At 45.6% G+C, this 22,463-nt stretch carries 20 protein-coding genes; 4 read left to right on the top strand and 16 right to left on the bottom strand.

The annotated features are described in order from the left end of the window. Window positions 1–32 precede the first annotated feature (32 nt). Both ACKU40_RS17620 and ACKU40_RS17615 read left to right on the top strand, forming a co-directional pair. Window positions 33–989: a hypothetical protein gene (locus ACKU40_RS17620; protein WP_320174095.1), complete on the top strand. Its 957-nt coding sequence runs from the start codon at window positions 33–35 to the stop codon at window positions 987–989. Window positions 990–1,737: 748 nt separating this feature from the next. Continuing rightward, the gene (locus tag ACKU40_RS17615) at window positions 1,738–2,286 is read left to right on the top strand and encodes a recombinase family protein (protein WP_320174094.1); all 549 of its coding nucleotides are present in this window, start codon (window positions 1,738–1,740) and stop codon (window positions 2,284–2,286) included. Window positions 2,287–2,695: 409 nt separating this feature from the next. Here ACKU40_RS17615 and ACKU40_RS17610 read toward each other — a convergent pair whose 3' ends face one another. The 6 genes from ACKU40_RS17610 to ACKU40_RS17585 form a co-directional block, all read right to left on the bottom strand. Then, complete coding sequence (locus tag ACKU40_RS17610) at window positions 2,696–3,265, bottom strand: Hsp20/alpha crystallin family protein (protein WP_320174093.1); 570 nt, start codon at window positions 3,263–3,265, stop codon at window positions 2,696–2,698. A gap of 125 nt (window positions 3,266–3,390) precedes the next feature. Beyond that, window positions 3,391–3,774, bottom strand: coding sequence for a hypothetical protein (locus ACKU40_RS17605; protein WP_320174092.1), 384 nt, complete (start codon window positions 3,772–3,774; stop codon window positions 3,391–3,393). Continuing rightward, complete coding sequence (locus ACKU40_RS17600; RefSeq protein WP_320174091.1) at window positions 3,774–4,508, bottom strand: KilA-N domain-containing protein; 735 nt, start codon at window positions 4,506–4,508, stop codon at window positions 3,774–3,776. Before ACKU40_RS17600 ends, ACKU40_RS17605 begins: the two co-directional genes overlap by 1 nt. Then, window positions 4,501–4,644, bottom strand: coding sequence for a hypothetical protein (locus ACKU40_RS17595; protein WP_319760775.1), 144 nt, complete (start codon window positions 4,642–4,644; stop codon window positions 4,501–4,503). The genes ACKU40_RS17600 and ACKU40_RS17595 overlap by 8 nt, the downstream gene beginning before the upstream one ends. A gap of 4 nt (window positions 4,645–4,648) precedes the next feature. Next, a complete protein-coding gene (locus ACKU40_RS17590) occupies window positions 4,649–5,488 on the bottom strand; it encodes a BRO family protein (protein WP_320174090.1) in 840 nt (279 codons plus the stop codon). A gap of 153 nt (window positions 5,489–5,641) precedes the next feature. Beyond that, on the bottom strand, window positions 5,642–5,866 hold the full coding sequence (locus ACKU40_RS17585; RefSeq protein WP_320174089.1) for a hypothetical protein: 225 nt from the start codon (window positions 5,864–5,866) through the stop codon (window positions 5,642–5,644). A gap of 534 nt (window positions 5,867–6,400) precedes the next feature. Here ACKU40_RS17585 and ACKU40_RS17580 point away from each other — a divergent pair. Further along, window positions 6,401–8,371, top strand: a complete 1,971-nt coding sequence (locus tag ACKU40_RS17580) for an AIPR family protein (RefSeq protein ID WP_320174088.1) — start codon at window positions 6,401–6,403, stop codon at window positions 8,369–8,371. 351 nt (window positions 8,372–8,722) lie between these two features. Here ACKU40_RS17580 and ACKU40_RS17575 read toward each other — a convergent pair whose 3' ends face one another. The 4 genes from ACKU40_RS17575 to ACKU40_RS17560 all read right to left on the bottom strand — a co-directional run bounded on the left by ACKU40_RS17575 (window position 8,723) and on the right by ACKU40_RS17560 (window position 13,566). Beyond that, window positions 8,723–9,469, bottom strand: coding sequence for an endonuclease (locus tag ACKU40_RS17575; protein ID WP_320174087.1), 747 nt, complete (start codon window positions 9,467–9,469; stop codon window positions 8,723–8,725). Window positions 9,470–9,559: 90 nt separating this feature from the next. Continuing rightward, entirely contained in the window at window positions 9,560–10,264 is a 705-nt protein-coding gene (locus tag ACKU40_RS17570) for a magnesium chelatase domain-containing protein (RefSeq protein WP_320174086.1), read from the bottom strand. Between the two features lie 140 nt (window positions 10,265–10,404). Beyond that, on the bottom strand, window positions 10,405–10,833 hold the full coding sequence (locus ACKU40_RS17565) for a bacteriohemerythrin (RefSeq protein ID WP_320174085.1): 429 nt from the start codon (window positions 10,831–10,833) through the stop codon (window positions 10,405–10,407). A gap of 72 nt (window positions 10,834–10,905) precedes the next feature. Then, window positions 10,906–13,566, bottom strand: a complete 2,661-nt coding sequence (locus ACKU40_RS17560; protein WP_320174084.1) for a cobyric acid synthase — start codon at window positions 13,564–13,566, stop codon at window positions 10,906–10,908. Between the two features lie 159 nt (window positions 13,567–13,725). Between ACKU40_RS17560 and ACKU40_RS17555 the strand changes: the two genes are divergently transcribed. Then, a complete protein-coding gene (locus ACKU40_RS17555; protein ID WP_320174083.1) occupies window positions 13,726–14,094 on the top strand; it encodes a cupin domain-containing protein in 369 nt (122 codons plus the stop codon). Here the strand turns inward: ACKU40_RS17555 and ACKU40_RS17550 are convergent. The 6 genes from ACKU40_RS17550 to lepA form a co-directional block, all read right to left on the bottom strand. Further along, window positions 14,066–15,163, bottom strand: a complete 1,098-nt coding sequence (locus ACKU40_RS17550) for a hypothetical protein (RefSeq protein WP_320174082.1) — start codon at window positions 15,161–15,163, stop codon at window positions 14,066–14,068. The two genes, ACKU40_RS17555 and ACKU40_RS17550, sit on opposite strands and share 29 nt — an antisense overlap. Then, window positions 15,163–16,074 (bottom strand): radical SAM protein, encoded by a 912-nt coding sequence (locus tag ACKU40_RS17545; protein ID WP_320174081.1) that lies wholly within the window; start codon window positions 16,072–16,074, stop codon window positions 15,163–15,165. Before ACKU40_RS17545 ends, ACKU40_RS17550 begins: the two co-directional genes overlap by 1 nt. A gap of 37 nt (window positions 16,075–16,111) precedes the next feature. Then, complete coding sequence (locus ACKU40_RS17540; protein WP_320174080.1) at window positions 16,112–17,215, bottom strand: tetratricopeptide repeat protein; 1,104 nt, start codon at window positions 17,213–17,215, stop codon at window positions 16,112–16,114. Between the two features lie 96 nt (window positions 17,216–17,311). Further along, complete coding sequence (locus ACKU40_RS17535; RefSeq protein ID WP_320174079.1) at window positions 17,312–19,588, bottom strand: ATP-binding protein; 2,277 nt, start codon at window positions 19,586–19,588, stop codon at window positions 17,312–17,314. A gap of 165 nt (window positions 19,589–19,753) precedes the next feature. After that, a complete protein-coding gene (gene lepB, locus ACKU40_RS17530; RefSeq protein WP_320174078.1) occupies window positions 19,754–20,356 on the bottom strand; it encodes a signal peptidase I in 603 nt (200 codons plus the stop codon). Between the two features lie 46 nt (window positions 20,357–20,402). After that, window positions 20,403–22,208: a translation elongation factor 4 gene (lepA, locus tag ACKU40_RS17525; protein WP_320174077.1), complete on the bottom strand. Its 1,806-nt coding sequence runs from the start codon at window positions 22,206–22,208 to the stop codon at window positions 20,403–20,405. Window positions 22,209–22,463 lie beyond the last annotated feature (255 nt).

The following is a 22,463-nucleotide window of genomic DNA, read 5'->3' as shown; positions in this document are numbered from 1 at the left end:
CCAAATTAATCAACGCAAAGAGGTAAAAGAATATGACCAGTTACGATGAAGCAATGTCACAGCTTTACGCTCCTAAAGCCCCTTCTACTCCCATTCAGGGAAGCATTGAGGACAATGGTCCTGGCATGACCTGTGATGTCTACAGCGGTAAGACCATAGTCGACAATGGAAGCCACTCATACGATGTCTGGGATGAACAGCAGAAAGCCAAAGAAAGTGGAGCACACTACTTGGATACTGGAAGGACAGCCTCAGGAACTCCGATCAGGGGCCGAGGTAACCTGACTGATGATTCTATTGTTACCCTTCCTGATGGGACAGAGGCCAGAGTTAAAGACCTTGTGAACATTGGTATCCTCCAGGTGAACCCTGATGGAACCTACAGTGAAGCTCCTCGTCATTCTCCATCACAAAAGCCGGAAGTCTCTGAACAGGAAGACTATGAGCAAAATGACCAGCCTGAATATTTCAGTGACGACACAGAAAATACTCTTAATGCCATTGGCAGCATGGTCGATCAGTCTACGATATGGGGAGCCTTGAACCGTATAGCAGCAGGTGAAGACATTGATAGCTATCTCGGTCGTGCATCTTCTCAGGTAGGCAAAGAGCCTGGAGAAATGGCAGAGATCGTTAATGGCCTACGCTCACAGTTTGAAGGACAGGCATATAAGGTTGTCTCGGATATGGGCCTGGATCCTCAGCAGTGCTTTGAATGGGTACGAAACAATAAGCCGAGAGAACTCCATCAAGCCATTATGGACCATGCTGTTAAGCGTACAACCTCCGGTTACAAACAACTTGCCGGAGAGTTCCTTGCAGACATGGATAAGATGAATCCTGATGCAATCCTTAATGCTGACCTGGGTAATGGTATCCTTGAGGCCCGTAAGGTTGGTAATGAAGTTGTCCTTAAGACTGCTACAATGGGTGAAATACCGTGGAAAGCAGCCGTTAAGATGGGGCTTGTTAAAGTGGGCCGTAGGTAGGCTACGGGGTGACTTGAGGGGATCGCTTAAATTGCGTCCCCTCCTCATGGCTATTGTAAAGTTGCAGTGCCTTTTTTGTAGTCATAAATGGCTATGACCCTACCTCCTTTCTTGCTGGGACTAAAACTTTTAGCGATCCCTGTTCGTGTATCCAGAATTGTAGGAGTTCTGATGTTCGTAAACTGATATCGCCCTGGACCTCCAAATTGGTTAAAAAGTAGAACTGCGATTGCATAGCCAAGTAGAATTCCAAAAAACAACATTCTGTACATGTGAACCTCCTTGAAAGTAAGGATAATTTTCAAATTGAAGAGGTCAAGTCTATCTATCCTTCGTAAATATTTTGACTGAAAAATTTGAGACGCTTTACAATATATTTCTACCTCGGTTTTCCCCCGATAGGGCCGTTCGCTCTCCTATAGGAGCCTGGAGTCAGCAATAGGTATGTGATGGGCAGGGAGGGGCTTACCAATGGGCTGGATACCGTCGTGATTCGCTACTGTATTCAAAGGGTGTAACGATTAGTGACACCCTTAAACCATGCAAAGGGAGTCGCAAAATACGATACCCTTCATACTGTGAAGGCTAGCTCCTTTATCTCAAAAGGTACACCTTCTGTGACATGTTACACTGCCTCAGTTAACCCGCATAACACCGTGTAACACAACCTTGTAATTTAATTTATTGACACTACTTCTTATCATGTCTAAACCTTTTGTTACACGACAACGCAACAGGAGGTAAAGACATGACACAAGTAGGCTACATCCGTGTAAGCACAACAGACCAGAAAACAGACCGTCAGCTTGATAAGGTAGAGCTTGACCACGTTTATGAAGAGAAGGCCAGTGCTTCAACTTCTAAGCGTCCTGTCCTTGAGGAATGTCTTAGATTCCTGAGGAAAGGTGACACTCTCCACGTTCACTCAATCGATCGCCTTGCAAGGAACCTGAGTGACCTTCTGTCCCTTCTTGAGATACTGACGGGAAAAGGAGTTGCTGTAAGGTTTCATAAAGAGTCCCTGACGTTTACCGGAGAAGATAACCCATTCCAGACACTGCAATTGCAGATAATAGGTGCAGTGGCTCAGTTTGAAAGGGAGATCATCAAGGAACGTCAGAGGGAAGGAATTGCAAAGGCTCAGGCAAAGGGCAAGCATTGCGGAAGGAAAGCCAAGCTAACACCGGAGCAGGTGCAAGAGATAAAGGATAAGGTTGCAGCAGGGTCCGAGAAGAAGGCTCTGGCTGAGGAATATGGAGTCAGTCGTCAGACCCTATACAGGGTTCTTTCTTCTTAGTGTTACGTTTTTAATTATCTGTGTCACCCATCTGGTGACCGGAATAATCCTTAAATCTGCCAGCCGTTCTCTTATGGAAATTTAAAGACAGGCCAAACAACAATATGCTGAATGACCTGCCTTTTTATAGAGATGCCAAGGTGTTGAAACTAACCCTGATTATTGGGGCGGGGAAGCTGTTGTCATATGTGCAAAGGTAGATTGTATCATTTGATGCATGCTTTCTTTATTTTTGGCGTCACGAATACGCAGGGCACTGCACCTGCATTTGGGGCACATCGTTTCATGAATCAGTTCATACCACTGTCCAGTCCAATCACAATTCAAACATTTGTAGGCCATAAGTCCTCCTTTGAGCATGAGATTAGACCCCAGCCGAAACTGGGGCCGTATAACAGGATTAAGGGGATTATTGAGTAGCAGAACTCTCGATTGCGATTTTTCTAGAATTGCTTTCAACTGCCTTTGTTCTGGGCATAGTAACGCGCAGTATGCCTTTATTTAACTTGGCAGTTATTTTTTCTTTGTCAGCATCCTCAGGAACATTCAGTACTCTTTTGAATGATCCGTATGAACGCTCAACTCTGTAGTAGCCTTTCTCTTCAGTCTTCTCTTCATGTTTCATCTCGGCAGAGAGAACCAGAACATCATCCTTAAGCTCAATGGATAAGTCTTTTTCCTCAATGCCAGGAAGCTCGGCTTCAACTACATACTCTTTGTCTGTTCCGTATACGTCGACTTTGGGCTTGATTGTTGCCTTACCAAAGTTCGGCTCAACTTTGTTGAAGAGCTGCCTCGGTGATGGCATGCCAAAGTCTGAGAACATTGAATCAACCATACGATCAAAGTCCGTGTGGAAACGGTCAATCGGAGAAGCGTAACCTCTTACGCCCTGTTCCGTTTGTTTAATCGGAAGGGTTCTTTCGTGTTCGCTTTCCTTCTTGAACCAGTTCCAGGGATTCAGCTTGGTAATGCTCATAGCATCCTCCTTGAAAGTGTTTACAGTTAGGGTCAGCAAGAAAAAAATAAAGCAGAGTTTCGAGCTGTCAAGAATGCTAAATAAAATTTTTAAACCCCATTATATCAGAATGATAAGCTCTGTTCTTAAAATAATAAATTGGTAGCCAGGATTCCCTGAATGTCGTCACCTTCAAGCCCAGGACGCCGAAAGGTTTCAAAGGTTTCCATAAGGAACTCCTTGAGAACCGGAAGGATCATTGGCTTACGTTTCTCCTTCCGGTTACTTTTGTATTTCGGATAGACGTCCTTTCGGAAGTTGTAGTCGTCGTCAGACAGAGCAATGATTACCCTGTCTGACTTGAGGGTTTCCTGGAGTTGGAGAACGCGATCCTCCAGAGCAACTTCGGCTGGCCCTTGTTCTGCATGAAGGGTCCAGAAGCCGTCACCCCAGTTGATCGGTTTCTCCTCTCTGGATGCTATCTGGTAGGCAAGGATGTCACCGTCGATGATTGCGACACGGTTATCCATTAGGCGGCCTCCCCATGGTTCAAGACCATACCGAAGGGACCAGCGATAGTCCTGACAGCCTGGGCCAGTTCCTTACGGTCAACATAGCCCTCCGCTGCGAGACGATCTTTGAGCAATGCTTCACACGCATCGACCACACGCAGCTCGGTCTCGGTCATGCCATCCCTGGCGATCTTCACGCCGCGCTCCTTACTGAGCTGCTTGGCGTCTTTACCAAACAGAAGGAAGTACATCTGGTTGGTGAAGCGGGAATAGTCATGCTGACCAGGGTCGTCGAGAACACGAGCCACAGTGGATGTGAGACTGTTACGGGACACGGTTCCTTTGAGACGTGCTTCGATCTGAGCATCGGTCATACCCATGCGGCGATACCGATTCACGGCACGGTCAATCGCTTTGGACGGGTCGATCTCCTCCTCGATGTATCGCTTGATGATTTTGTTGGCAGCGATGTGGAACTCAGGGGAGAGATACTTGGCGTAGGCCAGCGCGATCTGCCAGTGACCGAAGGTGCCGCCATAGCGTCCCTTGGTGATTTTCAAAAGGTCAGATTTCTGACTTTTAAACTCCTTCGCCAGGGAAGATATGAAGTCCTTGGCCCCTTCGTTAGTGAGCCACTTAACAGGCTTGTTACGTTCGTCACCACCAGCGGCTTTCCACAGCGAGGTCAGGTTCACCAGTTCTCCATCGAAACGAATCTCAACGCCGTTGATAGTTGCTGCTCTGTTATCCATTACGCTTACCTCGCCATTTTTTAAGTTCCTTGTAGAGACAGGCAGTGAGTATGCCCACTCCCACTAAGCCTGATATGGCAAGGGCTGTGAGCCAGCCTGCAAAGAACCACGCTATGAGTTCGAGTAGAGTTTCCATGAGCCTACGCTGCCTCCACCTCGTCCAGAACGAGCCATGCAGGTTCTTCGTCGATCAGCCCTTCGGAGAGGAGAAGCTGGCTGATCAACCACATGCCCCTCGGAGTGATGTAGTAGGAAGCACGATTGACACCACCACTCTTAATAGGACGCCACATGAAGAAACCTTCGTCCACATAAGCTTGGTGAGGGACGTAGCGGAACTGTACGCCTCCCTTCATCACAGGGTTCGGGAAGGATTTCTTCTGGAAGACGTTGTACTTGAGAAGAGTCTCACGCAGGTCAGTTGAAGAAATCTCAAAGGCTTTGTAGGCATCATTGAAAAGGTAACGTCTACCGTTGTCAGTCTGGAGATCATTGAAGATCGCTTTGGGAGTCAGTTCCTGATTCTTAGACTCCAGGATGTGGTTACGCTCCTGTTCCATCTTGAGATTCTGTGCCAACTGGATCACGGTGTCAGGGTTAAGGAGAACCTTTTCGATTACCTCCGGTGTCATGTATGCCCCATGCTTGCGGATGGACGGGAGGACTTCTTCACATACCCACTCCTCGAACTGTTCGGCAGACGGGAGCTTGGAGCGCATGATGAGGCGATACACATCAGATTCGGGGATGATAGCAACAGCTTGCTGCCCACCAGGGGTATAACAATTCGTTACCCCCTTTCTTTTGCAGTGGTCATTTATAGCTTTGGAAGTATTCTTATACCCCAACGCCACTGCCACATCCTTGGCAACGAACCATATTTCACCATCAGCATCTTTAAGAACACGGATAATTCCAAAGAGTTCGTGGGTGAACTGTGCAGGGGTCATGTTGTCAAATTTGTTGTTGATGTTAGCCATTGTAGTTTCTCCTTTTTCTTTTGAAATTCTGTTGGTGGTTGACCAAAAGAAAAGAGGCAGACCACTTGGAGTGATCCACCTCTTTCTCATTGCCTATCTTTCGCCAGCCGTCGGGCTGGTTACATAGTGCGTCCCAATTCTAAGACGCTGAATTTAATACAGAAGTTGCTCGAATTTTTCCTTCATTCTTGCTGCTTGCAGATACTGACCGTTGAGCCTGTCGCTCTTATCTTGAAGCTCAATGATCTGACGCTCGACTTCATCAGCTTCCTCATTGAGTTTCTCTGCGGCTGCGTCGAGTTGATCTATGGTTTTCTCAACGAAGGCAGTAGCTTCTGTCAGGAGTTCTTCTCCGGTTTTCTTCTTAAGTTTAAGCATGGTGTTTCCTCCTTACCATCCGATAGGGTCTTCGTAGTTTACTGGTGTGATTTCCTTGAGTCCGCTTTCGATAATGATTTTGCGAAGCTTGCGTCTCAAAGGATATGAATGGTTTTTCGGGAGGGAGAAAACAAAGGTGTATGGTGAGCTTTATAGGGAAGAGAAGGTGATAAATTTGGAATAGGAGTGATTTAGGAATGGACAGGATTCCTAATCCTGGTGCCGCAGGTTCGATTCCTGCCGGGGTCACCATCTAGTACAAAAGTAGTACAATATTAAAGGGTTAACTCATTTTTTGAGCTAACCCTTTTCTGCGTTTATTTGCGGTTTTTTTGGGCTGCTGCCAACCTTTGATGCCAACCGGAGTGGGTGAGTGATGTTGTGATTGTTACTATATAAAAATTGTGGTGCGTTCATTTTGGGTGTGAGTTTACAAAAGGATAGTAAGTGTCTATGTTATATCTGTTTTGTTGTTGATACGGGTTCTTTCTATATTTAAAGATAAAATTTTCAGGTGTTTTTTATGAGGTTATTATGAATTTTGAACCGATTATACGTGCAAAGCTAGCAAAATTTAAAAACCAGTATGAATATGAAAATTTGAGCGACCCTGACTCGTTTGAATTGTTTGTTAATTATCAAATTTTACATCAGCAACAGCCAGATGCATTTTGGGGCAATAGTGATACTCTTGAAGTTGTGTCTACCGGTGGGCATAATGACCTTTCTATTGATGGTGTAGCCGTAATAGTCAATGGCATTATTGTTAAGAGTAAAGAAGATATAGATGTTATTTGCGGTAGATCTCATAAAATAGATATAGATTTTATTTTTATACAATCAAAACTTAAGTCTCGTTATGACATGGGAGAGTTTAATAATTTCCAGTCTGGTGTAAAAGATTTTCTTTCTGAAGAACATAATTTGCCTAGTAATGATAAAATTAAGCATTTGTTAGAACTTAAAGAGTATGTTCTTAGAGATGAGTTAATGCCGCAGTGGAATGATAGTCCAACTGTAAAAGCTTATTTTGTTGGTATTGAAAAGAAGAAGGACTTGCCGCATATTGCGGGTTTGTCACGTACATTCAATAGTGAAATTCAGAATTTAAAAACATATAGTGAAGCTTCTATCGAAGTAATCGATGGTGAAGGTCTCAAGCTTATCTGTGATAACAATGAAAATAATATAGATATTACAATCGGCGTTTTGGAAAGCCTGTCACTTACCGAAGTTGAAAATGTAGATGATTCTAATATTATTTTATGTTATGCAGATGAATTTATAAATGTATTTAAAAATAGTGATGGTAGTTTAAGAAAGACTGTCTTTAGTGATAATGTTAGAGACTTTCAGGGTGAAACAAGTATTAATAAAGAAATTGTTAAAACGATAAAAGAGGAACCTGCTAAATTTATTCTTTTGAATAATGGCTTAACTGTTGTCTGTGATGATTTCAAACCTCGAAATAGAACTATAAAAATTACTAATCCTCAAATTGTAAACGGATGTCAGACGAGCCATGTTTTATACTATGCACATAAGGAAGGATTTAATATTTCTGGTGTGCCTCTTGTTGTAAAAATAATATCAACTAAGAATAGTGGGATTGCTAACCAGATTTTGCGTGGTACTAATAGACAGAATATCGTTTATAATGAGGCTTTTGAGACAACAAAGCCATTTCATAAAGAATTAGAAGCGTACTTCGAAGCAATGAAATTTAACGAAACATCATATTATTATGAAAGACGCTCTAAGCAATTTCAAACATCTTTGAATATTAAACAACATCAAAAAATAAATTTTAGGTCTTTAATTCAGTCTTTTACTGCTGTATTTTTAAAAATGCCCAATATATCGTACAAGCATGAATCAAAGCTTATAGAAGAAGTTGGTGGGAGAATTTTTTTAGAAAATCAATCAAAGCATCCTTACTATGTTGCAGCAATTATGCTGCTGACTCTTGAACATAAAATTATTAATGAACGGGTTCTTAGGGGAGAGTTTAAAGCTTATATTCATCATATTTTACTTGTCATGAGAATGTTAATTGATGATAGTGATGTTGATATCAATAATGAAAAGGCTATAGATAAACATTGCAATAAAATTATTAAAGTAATGGAGAGTGATGAGACTCTAATGATTAGGTCGATGGAGTTTTTTAGGGATGCTAAGAATAAATGGATTGCAATGGGACATAGTAAGTATGGAATTAAAGACAATAAAGAATTTTTAAACCACTTACTTGGTTTTTTCTCTGCGCCTATGGTTAATCATCCTCCTGAAAATATACGGACTGAAGGACGAGTTGCTAAAGTTGGTTTCGATCGATACGGATACTATTATGGTTTTATTGATTATTACCCAACAGATTTATTTTTCCATTCTAGAACATCTAAAATTGATTCTTTTGATAATTTACATGGAAAAACTGTAAGTTTTAAAATATCTAAAAATGCACAGGGGCGTGATATTGCTATAGATGTCAAGCCTGTGTAGTTCTACTAAAAATAATACAAAGAGAGAAAGTTGGATTTCCGGCTTTCTCTTTTTTGTTTAATTGCTTGAATACGTCACCGTCACCTTCGGTCAACCGAAGAATCGAAGCACCAGTAACAACCCTAACAATCCAAACTCCACCAGCCCACCACCGTCTGATCCACAGAATCACCAAAAAAATCGAAAGATAATCAGCCCACCCCAGTGACCAAATCAAACCAATCAGGATAACCTTCAATTTTCATGATTATTTAACAATATGAAATTGAAGGAGATTTGAGCCCACGATCCAAATCATGACTTTTGTGATTAATAATCAAATGGTCGCTATGCGGTTTCGTGAACGACAAGCTACTCACACACCACAAACGGATTCATATTACCTTGAATATCCTGAATCCGCTTGGCTCGCACACATTCCCACTTCGATGTCGGGTACATCTTGTCCCATGCATCCATTAGTTTTCTCTGGGCCTTACTCATCTTATATCCGGGGTATGCCCACTCCATGTATTTGTAGGTTCTAGCGATCCTGCCACGAGAATTCACTGGCGGTTCTGCTTTTCTGTTTTCAATCTTCATAGAACAGGAACCAAAGTCGGATTCTTCATCGGGTAACATGGTGAAGTTGTAGTTTTGGCGCATGGCATTAACTGCACCGATAGCCGGGTACAGATTGTACATGTCACTCTGCATGTACCGATATTCAGTATTGACTTTCTCAGCACATTTACGGCCCTTGAATGGTTTACCCCTTTTGTCCACACATTTGGAATCACCGTCACGCCATTCAGTAAAAGTGCGTCCGAAGTTCTCTGCTGGAACGACATGTTCCCATTCAATTCTGTTTGCTCTCTTAGAATACTTGGATGTACTGAAACCTTGTGGATGAATAACTCGTTTATTACCTGTATATTCTGCACCACAGTATATTGTTTCTTGGTGGTCGAAATAAACTTGCCGTTCAAGAGTTCTCTTTGCTTTGTTGAAAGATTGGTTCCATTTATTGCCCTGTTTAGAGTTCAAAGTCCCAGCAAAGCAGATAGCCGGAATCAGGAGAAGGAGTAGTAGAATCGGAGCTAATGATAATTTTTTCATAATCTAAATTTTCCTTAACCAGCAAAATATTGATAATTACTGTATTTTGAAAGCCATCTTCATTTAAATAGTTTTGTAAATACTCATAATTTAGGCATGTTGGGACTGATACATCTTTGGGTATTGCGAATACAATTTTAGCAGATTATGGTTGCCCGCCGCCCCGATCTCAATAGCCCGCTTGGCGTGCTCCTGTCCTTTGACTTCTGAAAAGTCCATACCGAAGGACTGCCGCCCGGACCAAAGCAGGTCCGTATCCACCGTTGCTGGTTCAAGGTTATCCTCACCGATGAGGAAGTTAACCAATTGAGAAAGTGTAGGAACTCCGTATACGGAAAGTCCTTCCACCACAGCAGCTTCATTGACGTTCTCAGGACTGACGATCAAACCCTTTGCACCCTTGCGCCTTGCTTCAATAGCCAGAGGCAGAACCCCGTGCACAGGTTTGACTCCGCCGCTAAGTGAAAGTTCCCCGGCAAGAAACCAGCCTTCCAAGGCAGACTGGTCAACCACGCCTGCCGCACCCAGCAGAGAGACGGCCAGCGGAAGGTCGTAAGCTGACCCGGCCTTGCGGATATCAGCAGGAGCAAGGTTTACGGTAATGCGTGATGGAGGAATGCGATAACCGGAATTCTTCAGCGCTGAAAAGACACGTTCCTTACTTTCCTTAACCGCTCCCTCGGCAAGACCGACCATGGTGAATGCAGGCATGCCCTGCCGGGTCAAATCAACTTCCAGATCAACTTTAAAGGCATCAATCCCCATAAGGGCGGCACAGGAAACTTTGGCAATCATTGAACTTCCAGCGGTAAAAATTGGTATCTAATTAATAATCGGCTTTTAGATATCCGGTTTAACAGCTTAAGGCAAGATAACAAAGGGAGTTCACTATCTGGGTAGCAGAACATACATTTAAAATCATATAGATAGGGATACTATTTAATATTTTCAGACCAGTCTTTTGCGCCGCCCTGCTTGATAAACTTCACAATTTTATAATCTTCTCGCAGGATGTGCTCCAGCAGCCAACCGGACAGCAGCTCTTTTATCTCATCAGGGGTAACTTCTTCATAGTGGAAACGGGCAGCCCGTAAAGATTTTACAGAGCCCTTGAGCCTTGCATGGGAATTACGATGCTCTTGAATATGGGGGTATTCAATCTTTTCCATATATTTTTCTTCAGCATTGAAATGCACGACTGTATATTCATGCAGTTGCCCCAGCATCCGGTCAACCGCAGTATCCGTTTCACCCTTTGCAAAGGCTTCAAGAATTTCATTTATCATCTGCACCAAACCTCGGTGCTGCTCGTCTATTTCCTTAACCCCGATATTCAAGCTGTCATTCCATTCAATCCTGCCCATGAGCCCCCCTAAAAAATCAAGTTCTCTCACCGGAAGTATACATTATTTTAACGGATCGCAGCAAGACAACATCTAGATATTAAAACCGAGGGCAGTATAGACTGCATTCATGTCCACATTCTCGCGTACCACGGAAGCGAGACGGTCAAGCCCCTCTTCCATATTGAAAACAGACTGCACCTTGCCCAGCTTGGGCAGTCCTTTGCGGACGCGAAGTGAATCAACAAACCAGCGCCTGAATTCATCGGCATCAAAGATGCCGTGCAGGTAAGTTCCCCAAATCAAACCGGACTTGGAGCCGAATCCCAAAACCTTGGAAATCGGAACTCCCCCGGTAATGCCTTGCGGGACAATGGCCGCCCGCACTGTGGGCAACAACGGCTCGGTCTTACCGTGATGAATTTCATAACCGACAACTTCCAGCTTGCTCTGGGAATGCATGCCTATGGTTCGAGTCAGGGTCTTTTCCGGGGCAAGAGTGGTCTGCAACGGCAACATCCCCAATCCTTCAGCAGAACCACCCGATTCAATTTCATCCGGGTCACTTATGAACTGACCCAGCATCTGGAAACCGCCACAGATGCCTACAATAACAGCTTTATCACGCAGTCCTTTCACTGCTTCTGCCAACCCTGATTCACGCAGATAGGCAAGGTCGGAAAGAGTAGACTTGCTGCCCGGAAGAATTATCGCGTCAGGGTTTCCGAGGTCATCAGGGGTATCAACAACTCTCAGGTTTACATCCGGCTCACCCTTGAGTGAATCAAGATCCGTAAAATTGGAAATACGCGGCAGGTCAATGCAGACCACATCAACACAGTCTTTACGTTTGCTGTCGGATCCTGATTTTTTCAAATCTTCCTTGAATGAGACAGAATCCTCATCCGGCAAACCGAGATTAACTATATACGGGATAGTCCCAAGCACGGGCTTTCCGGTATGGCTGAGCGTAAAATCAAGGGCCGGGGTCAAAAGAGAAGCATCCCCGCGAAATTTATTGAGAAGAAATCCGCAGACTAACTCCCTTTCTTTCGGCTCCAGTAAATCCATGGTCCCGGCAAGGGAGGCGAATACGCCGCCCCGGTCAATATCCCCAGTGATGATTACCTTGGCTTCGGCATAATCAGCCATGGCCATGTTTACGATATCGTGCTGCTTAAGGTTAATCTCCGCAGGACTTCCCGCACCTTCAATAACCATCACGTCAACATCGCTGCTCAGGGAATCGTAAGCATCCTTTACCGCCTCAAAAGCGGTGGGCTTGTACTCCACGTACTTCTGAACCTTCATATTGCCCACGGGCTTACCCATAACAATAACCTGCGAACCTATGTCACTCCCCGGTTTTAGGAGGACCGGATTCATGCGTACATCCGGCGACATCTTACAGGCCGCGGCCTGAGTAACCTGCGCCCTGCCCATTTCCAGACCGTCATCAGTAACAAAAGAATTGAGTGACATATTCTGGGCTTTAAACGGAGCGACTTTAAAGCCATCCTGTAAGAAGATGCGGCAGAAGGCCGCAGCAAGAATTGATTTACCGGCATTGGAGCAGGTGCCCTGAATCATGAGGGCCGGGGTCTTTTTAGGTTTGGGAGCGGCAACTTCCATACCGGAGAAAGAACGCAATCCATCTAGGAGGATCCGGTTTTCTTCTTCTGTACGCACGGCAATGCGGAAATAAGTGGAATCCAATCCGTCAAAGTTATCGCAATGGCGTACAGCTACACGATTCTTGATCAGGTGCTCAATGAGCCCGGAAGCATCCATGCCCACCCGCTGAACCTGACAAAGCATGAAATTCGCTTGCGAAGGCAAAGCCCTGATACCGGGAACCTCCAGAATTTCCTGCGCCAACTCTTCACGCAAGCGGGCCGTAGTCTCAATTGTTTTGCGCTCGTATTCCTCATCGCGCAGGCAACGCAGACCGACCTTCTGAGCCAGAATATTCACAGACCAGCAGGGCAGCACATTCTTGATCTCCATGATGATCTCAGGCGAAGCAAATGCCAGCCCCAGCCGCAAGCCGGGGATAGCATAAAATTTGGTCATGGAAACAACGGTAATTACGTTGGGCGGGCGTTGCCCGGCCAGCCGCTGCAGTCCCGGCACAAAATCGGCAAAGGATTCATCAATCACAAACCGGGATTCAGGATGCTTGCGGGCCAGTGCCTTGAGTTCTTCGGGATCAAAGGCTGTACCGGTAGGATTGTTAGGTTGAGCCAGAAAAACCAATGCCGGAGAAGCAGCAAGAAAAGACGAAAGAGTCTCAAAATCAGGTGCAAAAGCATTTTGCGGATCAAGCGGAATATGCTCAGTTTTCAGCCCGCCAAGCTTACAGGAACGCTCATAATCAACATAACAGGGAACCGGGATAACTGCCCGCTTGAATCCACCCACCCGTGCAATTGCCGCAATCAACTCTGAAGCACCGTTCCCGGCCACGCACTCCGTGGGCCAGACCGAAAACTTTTCACAGGCGGCAAGGGTAAGTTCCGAACATTCCGGGTCAGGATAACGATCCACTTCGGCAAGAGCCCTGCTCACTTCCTGCTGCAACCATGCAGGAGGTCCCAGCGGATTGATATTGGCAGAAAAATCCACAATAGCAGAGGAAGGACACCCGGCCCTGTCCGCCAATTGGCGCAAATTACCACCGTGGGTATATTTCCTTTTTTCAGCTTCAATTTCAGCAAGTTGTTCTTTTAAGGACTGATCGTTAAAAGACTTCATACGCTCTCTCCGTTGGATGAAGGAAATTTTATATTCAAGGTATAACTGGAAATGGGACCGGGTTCAAATAGGACTTTAAATTTCACACTGGCTAAACAAACTGAAGCCGTATACCATCAAGAAAATTCAAAAATATCGCTCAAAATAGGGAGAGACACCATGAAGTATCAGGCCGTCAATTTCAAGGACAAACTTTCGAAATTCCAAGAACATTGGTCCCCGCGCGTAATAGCGGAAATGAACGACTACCAGTTCAAGCTGGTCAAGCTGAAAGGAGAATTTGTCTGGCACGCCCACGAAGACACAGATGAGACCTTCATGGTCATCGAAGGAGAAATGGACATCCTCTTCCGGGACGGGAAAATTACTCTGAATGCAGGTGAAATGTACGTTATCCCCAAAGGGATTGAGCATAAGCCCGTTGCAGCAGAAGAATGCAAGGTCATGCTCATCGAACCGCGCGGAGTTGTGAATACAGGCAATGCTGATGGCGGGGAACTTACTGCTCAGAATGATGTCTGGATTTAAATACTCTGTGTACATGAGCCAAAAGCTGCTTACCATCTACCTTCGGCAGTGAAGCAGGAGCACAATCTCTCTGCATTGCCCGCATTAATAATTTCGGAATTTCCTTCATATCCTGATATTCATATACCCCGTCAAACGCCCCATAGCTTCTGGCTGCGTGTTGACTGGCCACGACAGGGATTCCAGCCCGCAACAATTCGGGAATCTTCGTTAATGCTCCTGCACCGACATCCTGATGCAATACGCAAGCACCGCATTCTGTCAAAATATCCCCCAGTACGGCATCACTTACTCCGCCTGCAACATTAACCATCTCAGGCACATTTTCCCGGCCAAAGAACTGGTCCACACCGTATCCGGCCACGATAAGAGGAATATTTTCTCCAGTTATCTCAGGCCAGTTATTAATTAACGTTTTCATTCCAAATAATGTCGGTGGATTGTAAGCTGTCCCCATACAAAGACAAAATTTTTTCTTAGACTTACGACGGGCGATACGGACTTTCGCCAACATAGCTTCGCTATCCTCAGATGGAAAATATGGATAATTATAACATTCAACACCATTATTTCGAAGAAACCAAGCATCCTCGCGGGCTATGGTCACGCATAAGGAAGATTTTGAAACAACACAAATTTCTTCCTGCAACAACTTCCATTGCGGTTTTACCTGCAGGGTACGGGGCAAAAAAGATTCGATATTATGGATGACTGATACGACTGGGATATTCCTATCTGCAAGAACCCGCATTGTTTTCGGAAAAAAAACAGGATCATCAACAACAGCGCCTTTGATACCGGCCTCCATAACGGCTTCAGATAGGTTCTGATCCAAATCTAACTGCGAAAGAATGTGTTGATTGAAGCCATAAAGTGAATCAAAATCCTGATCTGGAGAGAACAGCTCTGATGTCAACGGCCTCTTCATCGCTCTTTTATAAAGGGAAAGGTCGACAAGTTCCACTCCGATCCCAACCAAGAGTTCAGCTATCTGCCTTGTCCGTCTATTACCGCCGTGTCCGCCTGATATTGCAGCAAATCTAGTTATATATGGATACTCAGGTAACATTATTTTACTCTAGGTTTAGGGGCATAAAATCCAGTACACCCCTTACACAGCTCAATCTCATCCTTACACCCTTCCTTGAATGCCCGGATCATTTCCAACCGGGTGGGGTGAGCGGCGAGTTCTTCTAGGGTGTTATCCAGCACGGAACCAAATACGCCGCGCTCGTTAAGATCATTGCAGCAGACTGTCACCTTACCCTCAGGCAGGATCACCAGATTCTTTTGCAACAGGAAACAAACCTCGCCTACACGCTGCTCGGCAATTACCCGGTAGCCGCTGTCATCAACACCGAGATCGATACTGCCGTCCCAATTGTGCGGGTTCCGCACGCTGACCTTATCCGCCAAGTGCAGGAGTGCGGCGAATTCCGGGTCCATTCCGCCATCGGGAAGACCTTCTGCCGGAATCATACAGATTATCTCTGTCTGCACAGGATCCTTGGAACGGCTGTTAATGTCCATGAAGGCCTGAACATTTCGCCGGACCACGTCCCACTTTGCGCCTTTGCGAATTGACTCAAATGCAGCTGGAGAACCGCCGTCAATGCTGAAGCGGACCTGCGTAACCGCCCTGCTGCGGCAGATTTGTTCGGAAACTTTCGGAGTCAGCAACATGCCGTTAGTCAGAAGACCGATGGTTACTGACGAAGGAATGGAAGGCCGATAGCGACGGATTACGGAAAGCATCCCCGGCAGATCGGGATGCAGCAGGGTTTCACCACCGTTATGCAGGTCGATGCGCCGCAGATTCTTGAATACCCCCGAGCTCAGTTCCTGCATTACCTTTTCGAGCACAGCACGGGGCATGACTTTTCGTTCCTTAGTATGATCCAACGAACACCACTGGCAACGCAGGTTACAGGAAGAGTTGAATTCCAAATTAAGCAAAGCAATAGAATCAGCGTACAACATAATAAGCACGTTACTCTAAGTTGCCGACCTTTCATAGTTATTTATTAACTTTGCAGCGCTTTCGGGCAGTAATAAACTTGGGATGAGCGTCCGGCAACAGATTGGAGTAAATACGAAAAGCCCTGCGGCATAGCTCGGCAGCTCCATCATGATCTCCGCTTTTCCTCTTGCACTGGGCCACGCGGGTACAACCATCAGCAACAGGTATAGACTCTTCGCCATAAATGGATACCGCAGCGGCAAGTGCTGATTCATAAAGCGGCAGGGCCTCGGTAAATTTATTAGAGTGCATGAAGACATCACCCAACCCGGTCTGGCATTTACTGATAATATTCCGGGTACACTCATGAGTATCGCAGGCCATACCCAAGCCCTGCTTGAACAAAGCCTCTGCCTGCCAATAATCTTCAATGATCAAGGCAAGCTGACCGGCTTCATAAACATGAACCACGCCGGCCTTACCGGTCTCGATACCCTTGATCAGTGCATCCATGGCTCCATCATAATCAAGATCATTCTTAGCGAGCAATCCCAGATGAAAATAGGCATCAGCTTCGCGCCGGGCATAAGCATCCCGCTTCACACCGGACTCTTCAGCAATTCTGGTCCAGATAGAACGTGCCTCTGCGCTATCACCGGAAGCGAGCATGGATTCGGCAGATTCAATCTCGGTTTCAGAAACCCAGCCACGCAGAATTTCCAATTCCTCTGCAAGCCCGGAGATGGCTTTAAGGGAATCTGCATATCCAGACTCAATAAAGAACAACCTCTGCTCAGCTTCTTTCAGGGCTGCGGATATTTTACGGGATTCAGGAGAATCAACATCACAAAGCAACTGCAGGTCAACCTTCAGTTCAGCTACTTTGTCACGCAGATCTTCTTCGTACCTCTTAAGGGTAAAATCCGCCTTCCCGACACCGGGCATCTTGGGCTTCAAGACAGAAAAATATACGATCACCACAGCAATTCCGGCAACAGCAAACGCAATAATTAAAAGCTTGCCTTCCGGAGTAATAGACTCCCACCATTTATCTGAATCTGTTGCTGCGGAAGCAAATACATTCACCCCGCCGGCAATTAGCACCCCCATTACTGTAAGGCACAAGGCAAGAAGAGACTTCCTATAAGTGAATAATTTCATATTGCCGCCCTCCTGCGGTGCTGGATTATTTATTAACTTAAATAATACCAGAGCAGAAAAGGTAGTCAATGTAAGTCGGATAAAAACAACTTCTCTCTATCTCGAATACTTGATCAGTATCTTTTCAACATCACCAATCTGTGTGGGCTTGGCCAGATAGTCATTGATTCCGGAAGCAAGAAACTCTTCTTTGTCTCCCGTCATGGCGTATGCGGTACATGCTATGATCGGAACATCTTTAGCTGTTTCTCCCCCCTCTCCACCGCGAATCCGGTGAGCAGCCTCAAGCCCGCCCATTTTTGGCATCTGGATATCCATGAAAATCAAATCAAACTTCATTTCTCCAGCGCCCAGAATCTCCATAACCTCATACCCGTCACTTGCAACTGCAACATTACAGCCATATTGCTCCAGAAAACTCTTAAGCGTAAGCTGGTTAACCCTTTCATCCTCAGCAACAAGGACCTCAAATTCCCTGATGGAACTCTTAGCAAAAATGCGGGCACCTTCATCAGCCCTGAAAGACCCTCTAACAGGCTCGAATTCCAGCGTGAAATAAACCGAGGTCCCGACATTAATCTCACTGCTTATGGAAAGATTTCCACCCATCAATTCTAACAGCTGCTTTACAATGGCAAGCCCTAACCCCGCACCTTCATAATTACGGGTTCTGCTGTTTTCTACCTGTGTAAATGAATTAAAAATTGAATCCAGCATACTGTCTTCGATCCCAATCCCTGAATCAGTCACAGAAAATAAAATCAAATGGTTGCCATTCTTCCGGCTATCCAAAAGATATGCTTCCACTAAAACTGAACCGGAATCAGTGAATTTCAAAGCATTGCCGATCAAATTATTAAAAATCTGGTGCAACCGATTGCTATCGCCAATTATTGCTGCAGGAATATTCTCCGCAATATCAACTCGCAGCTCAATATTCTTTTGAATGGCAGCAGGCTTAAAAAGTGCATGAATGGAATTCAAAACATTCGAAAGATCAAATTCTGCATTAACTATTTGCAGATGCCCGGATTCAATTCTTGTAATATCGAGGATATCGCCTAAAAGTTTGTTCAACCGCTTACAGGACTCCATTGCAAACCCACAATGCTCTTCCTGCCTCTGATTCATTCCGCCCATTAGCATCAATTGCAGCATGCCCATAACCCCGTTTAAAGGAGTCCGGATCTCATGGGACATATTCGCCAGAAATTCCGACTTTGCAATATTAGCTGCCTCAGCTTCCAACTTCGCTGCAATGAGTCTTTCGTCTGCTTTTTTACGTTCCAGAACCAAGGCTACGTTCTTACTGAACAAGGACAGGATATCAATATCCTCTTCGGACCATTTCCGGTGCTCAAGCACAGAATCAAAACCGACAAAGCCGACAAGCTGATCGTTAAAATACATTGGTTCAATAAGCACAGACCATATATCCTGTACTTGAAGAATTTCTTTGTCCGGCAAATCATCAGGCAATGCTGACACATCTGGAATGTAATATGATTCCCTTTTACAAAGGGTTTCCCAAAGCAGGGAACCGAACTCCCTTAAATCTAAATTCTGTAATTCCTGAATTTGGGGTTCTATATTTTCTGCGCACCATTCGTGGGTATTGTCGCAAACTGAACTGTTGCCCCGCATAAGGAAGATATATGCCCTGCCCACCTCGGCAAATAGGCATATTTTTTTTAAAGCCTCTGTAAGGCCTTTATCTATATCCCCGACAGACAAATTAAGAAAATCCGAGGCAACCTTACTGACCAGATTCTCAAAGACGATACGTCTGGAAAGTAAATTTTCTGCTTCTTTCCTTTTGGTAATGTTCAGTGCAGTAAAAGAAACTCCTTTTGACCAGTCATTGCAGTCCAAAGGCTTTGAGCTCAGAATGACATGTATAATTTTACCGTCTTTACGTTGGAATCTAGTCTCGACCGAACCGGTTCCTTTCTCTCTTATCTGGGCATATTTATATTTACTGACGCCATCAAAATCATCTTCGCTGGGATAAACAACCCGTGAGGATTTCCCGACCAATTCCTCTCTGGAATATCCTGTCATTTCGCAAAAGAAGTCATTCACTTCCTGAAAGACACGGTCCACAACCACTCCGATACCTATGGGCGCGGCTGCCAGCACTGTTTCCAATTGTGTTTCCCGTGCAGCCAAAAGTTCCTCTGTTTTCCTCTGCTTACGGCTAAACAACGTATAGGAATAGAACACAGCCCCCGTCATCATCCCGAAAACAAATGGAACAACGAAGGCCAACGGAGCTAAGGGCCAGCCCATCAAAGACTTCTGGGCAGCGGAGAGCAGACACAGAATAACTGCGCCGCAGATGGCTGAAAATAGGAATCGAGGGACAGAAAACATAAATCCTCCGGACTAAAATCTACCACAGCTCACATAATTACTCTAACTATAATGTAGTCCATTTCATTTTTTACTTAATTAATAGCAAGAAAATTGTCCAAAAAACTAAAGCCCCGGTACAAACGTACCGGGGCTTTCATGTATCCAGATTTCAACTGTGTGCGCTTAGTGCAGGATGTCACCTATGCGATCCCAGCGAACGGTCTTGGGACCGCCCCAAGACCAGTAGATAATCCACGCCTTTCCTAAGATGTTCTCTCTGGGAACATTGCCCCAGAATCTGGAATCGTTGGATCCATCGCGGTTGTCGCCCATTACGAAGTATTCGTTTTCGGGAATTACCCGGGGCGGCATATTGTCGCGCAGTGTTGAAACGTGGGTGGTATCGGTGTACTGCACGTAAGGCTCAACAAGCTCCTTGCCGTTTACGAAGACCTTCTTGTTCTTGATCTCCACAGTATCACCGGGTACGCCGATAACCCTTTTAATGTAATCCTTGCTGGGGTCCCCGGGGTATTTGAAGACAATGATGTCCTGATACTCGGGATCGCCCACCGGCACAACAACCTTCCCGGTAAAGGGAACTTTCACGCCGTAGGAAAATTTGCTTACCAGCAGGTGGTCTCCGATCTGGAGGGTCTGCAACATGGAACCGGACGGAATCTTGAAGGCCTGCACAATAAAAGTTCGGATAAAGAGAGCCAATATGAGTGCTATAAAAAGAGCTTCAATATATTCCTTCACAGTGCTCTGCCATCTGGGATTCATAATTAATATCCTTATAGTTTCCTGCGCTTAACGCAGGGCGGGTCGTTTAATCTTCGCCGGCCTTGAGAACGGCCATAAAAGCTTCCTGCGGGATCTCGACGTTACCCATCTTCTTCATGCGCTTCTTACCTTCCTTCTGTTTTTCCAGAAGCTTGCGCTTACGGGTAATGTCCCCGCCGTAACACTTGGCGGTAACGTTTTTCCTGAACGGGGCCACTCGTTCTTTGGCGATGATCTTGCGACCGATCGCGGCCTGAATAACAATTTCAAACATCTGACGCGGGATTGCTCTTTTCAGCTTAAGGGCAAGTGAACGTCCGAAAGGATATGCAGAATCCTTATGGACAATAGCTGAGAAGGCATCCACCGGATCAGTGTTGATGAGGATGTCGAGCTTTACAAGATTCGATTCACGGTAATCAATAATTTCATAATCAAGGGAAGCATAGCCCTTGGTGTGCGACTTAAGCTTATCAAAGAAATCGTACATGATTTCCGCGAAGGGAACTTCATAAGTAATGATAACCCTTGAAGATGTCAGGTAACGCATATCCTTCTGGAGTCCGCGTTTCTCCTCACAGAGCTTGAGTACCGCGCCAACATAATCGTTAGGCACGTGAATTTCAAGGCGACAGAAAGGTTCAGCCAGAGATTCAAGCTCTCCAGCATCGGGCATCTTACTGGGGTTATCAATTTCAAGCACGTCACCATTGTTCAACCTTGCCTGATAGACAACGGAAGGAGCAGTAGCGATAAGCTTGGCCTGAAACTCACGTTCCAGACGTTCCTGAATAATTTCCATATGCAGCAGACCGAGAAAACCGCAGCGGAAACCGAAGCCAAGGGCTGTAGATGTTTCCGGTTCAAAGGAGAACGCGGTGTCGTTGAGCTGCAATTTTTCCAGCGCGGCCTTGAGAGGCTCATACTCGGCGGGTTCCACCGGATAGAGTCCGCAGAAAACCATGGGCTTAACTTCCTGAAAACCGGGAAAAGGATCTTTAACCGGATTGGCAGCGAGGGTAATGGTATCACCCACGGGCGCATCATTAAGTTCCTTCATGCTGGCGCAGAGGAAACCTACCTCACCGGCAGACAGTTCTTTGGCCTTCTGCGGTTCAGGGGTATAAACACCAAGGGTGGTCACATCGAAAGTGCGTCCGGTGGAGTGAATCTGAATCTTGTCGCCCTTCTTAATGGTACCGTCCAGAATCCTGAACAGAACAACAACTCCCTGATAGGAATCATACCAGGAGTCGAAAATCAGGGCCTTGAGCGGACCATCAGGATCTCCTTTCGGTGCGGGAAGATCCTTAACGATGGACTCAAGAACAGCCTCCACGTTCAGGCCGGTTTTGGCACTGATCATGAGCGGCTCGGAACAATCCAGTCCGATGACTTCCTCGATTTCCTGCGCAACACGTTCACAATCGGAACTGGGCAGGTCCACCTTGTTAAGCACGGGCACGATTTCAAGGTCGTGGTCCAGTGCCAGAAATACGTTTGCGAGGGTCTGCGCTTCCACACCCTGTGTGGAGTCGACCACCAGCAGCGCGCCTTCGGACGCGGCAAGGCTTCGGGAAACCTCATAACTGAAGTCCACGTGTCCGGGAGTATCGATCAGGTTGAGGATATACTCTTCGCCGTCCTTGGCCTTGTACGGAATGCGTACAGTCTGGGCCTTAATGGTGATTCCGCGTTCCTGTTCCAGTTCCATTTTATCAAGGTACTGGTCTTTCTTCTCACGTTCGGAAACCATTCCGGTGAGTTCAAGGATACGGTCCGCCAGAGTGGACTTGCCGTGGTCAATATGCGCGATGATACTGAAATTTCTTATTTTATCTAATTTGGCCATATGAAAAAAGTCGGCGGCCTCCAAGGGTCGTCGCCTTATGTTATCTTCTTTAAATTTCCCCGTCCCGGTTTCGAGCAAGGGAAAGGGGATTCCTTATTACGGTATTTGTGAGCCGCTGTCTAATATGTAATTGAGGCTGCGGCAAGCAATAACTGCTCGCCTTTGGATAGAAAGCAGTATTAACCCGATAACTTTATTACATTCATAAAGAAATGTTGCGAAATTTTCACAAAATCAATTGATTGACCCATCAAT

It is taken from the genome of Maridesulfovibrio sp. (assembly GCF_963666665.1).
Classification (GTDB): domain Bacteria; phylum Desulfobacterota; class Desulfovibrionia; order Desulfovibrionales; family Desulfovibrionaceae; genus Maridesulfovibrio.
This window is presented reverse-complemented; position numbering and strand designations above follow the sequence as displayed.

Coding starts and splice junctions, on each gene's coding strand:
- ACKU40_RS17620 (WP_320174095.1), top strand. CDS start 33: ATGACCAGTTACGATGAAGCAATGTCACAGCTTTACGCTCCTAAAGCC.
- ACKU40_RS17615 (WP_320174094.1), top strand. CDS start 1,738: ATGACACAAGTAGGCTACATCCGTGTAAGCACAACAGACCAGAAAACA.
- ACKU40_RS17610 (WP_320174093.1), bottom strand. CDS start 3,265: ATGAGCATTACCAAGCTGAATCCCTGGAACTGGTTCAAGAAGGAAAGC.
- ACKU40_RS17605 (WP_320174092.1), bottom strand. CDS start 3,774: ATGGATAACCGTGTCGCAATCATCGACGGTGACATCCTTGCCTACCAG.
- ACKU40_RS17600 (WP_320174091.1), bottom strand. CDS start 4,508: ATGGATAACAGAGCAGCAACTATCAACGGCGTTGAGATTCGTTTCGAT.
- ACKU40_RS17595 (WP_319760775.1), bottom strand. CDS start 4,644: ATGGAAACTCTACTCGAACTCATAGCGTGGTTCTTTGCAGGCTGGCTC.
- ACKU40_RS17590 (WP_320174090.1), bottom strand. CDS start 5,488: ATGGCTAACATCAACAACAAATTTGACAACATGACCCCTGCACAGTTC.
- ACKU40_RS17585 (WP_320174089.1), bottom strand. CDS start 5,866: ATGCTTAAACTTAAGAAGAAAACCGGAGAAGAACTCCTGACAGAAGCT.
- ACKU40_RS17580 (WP_320174088.1), top strand. CDS start 6,401: ATGAATTTTGAACCGATTATACGTGCAAAGCTAGCAAAATTTAAAAAC.
- ACKU40_RS17575 (WP_320174087.1), bottom strand. CDS start 9,469: ATGAAAAAATTATCATTAGCTCCGATTCTACTACTCCTTCTCCTGATT.
- ACKU40_RS17570 (WP_320174086.1), bottom strand. CDS start 10,264: ATGATTGCCAAAGTTTCCTGTGCCGCCCTTATGGGGATTGATGCCTTT.
- ACKU40_RS17565 (WP_320174085.1), bottom strand. CDS start 10,833: ATGGGCAGGATTGAATGGAATGACAGCTTGAATATCGGGGTTAAGGAA.
- ACKU40_RS17560 (WP_320174084.1), bottom strand. CDS start 13,566: ATGAAGTCTTTTAACGATCAGTCCTTAAAAGAACAACTTGCTGAAATT.
- ACKU40_RS17555 (WP_320174083.1), top strand. CDS start 13,726: ATGAAGTATCAGGCCGTCAATTTCAAGGACAAACTTTCGAAATTCCAA.
- ACKU40_RS17550 (WP_320174082.1), bottom strand. CDS start 15,163: ATGTTACCTGAGTATCCATATATAACTAGATTTGCTGCAATATCAGGC.
- ACKU40_RS17545 (WP_320174081.1), bottom strand. CDS start 16,074: ATGTTGTACGCTGATTCTATTGCTTTGCTTAATTTGGAATTCAACTCT.
- ACKU40_RS17540 (WP_320174080.1), bottom strand. CDS start 17,215: ATGAAATTATTCACTTATAGGAAGTCTCTTCTTGCCTTGTGCCTTACA.
- ACKU40_RS17535 (WP_320174079.1), bottom strand. CDS start 19,588: ATGTTTTCTGTCCCTCGATTCCTATTTTCAGCCATCTGCGGCGCAGTT.
- lepB (WP_320174078.1), bottom strand. CDS start 20,356: ATGAATCCCAGATGGCAGAGCACTGTGAAGGAATATATTGAAGCTCTT.
- lepA (WP_320174077.1), bottom strand. CDS start 22,208: ATGGCCAAATTAGATAAAATAAGAAATTTCAGTATCATCGCGCATATT.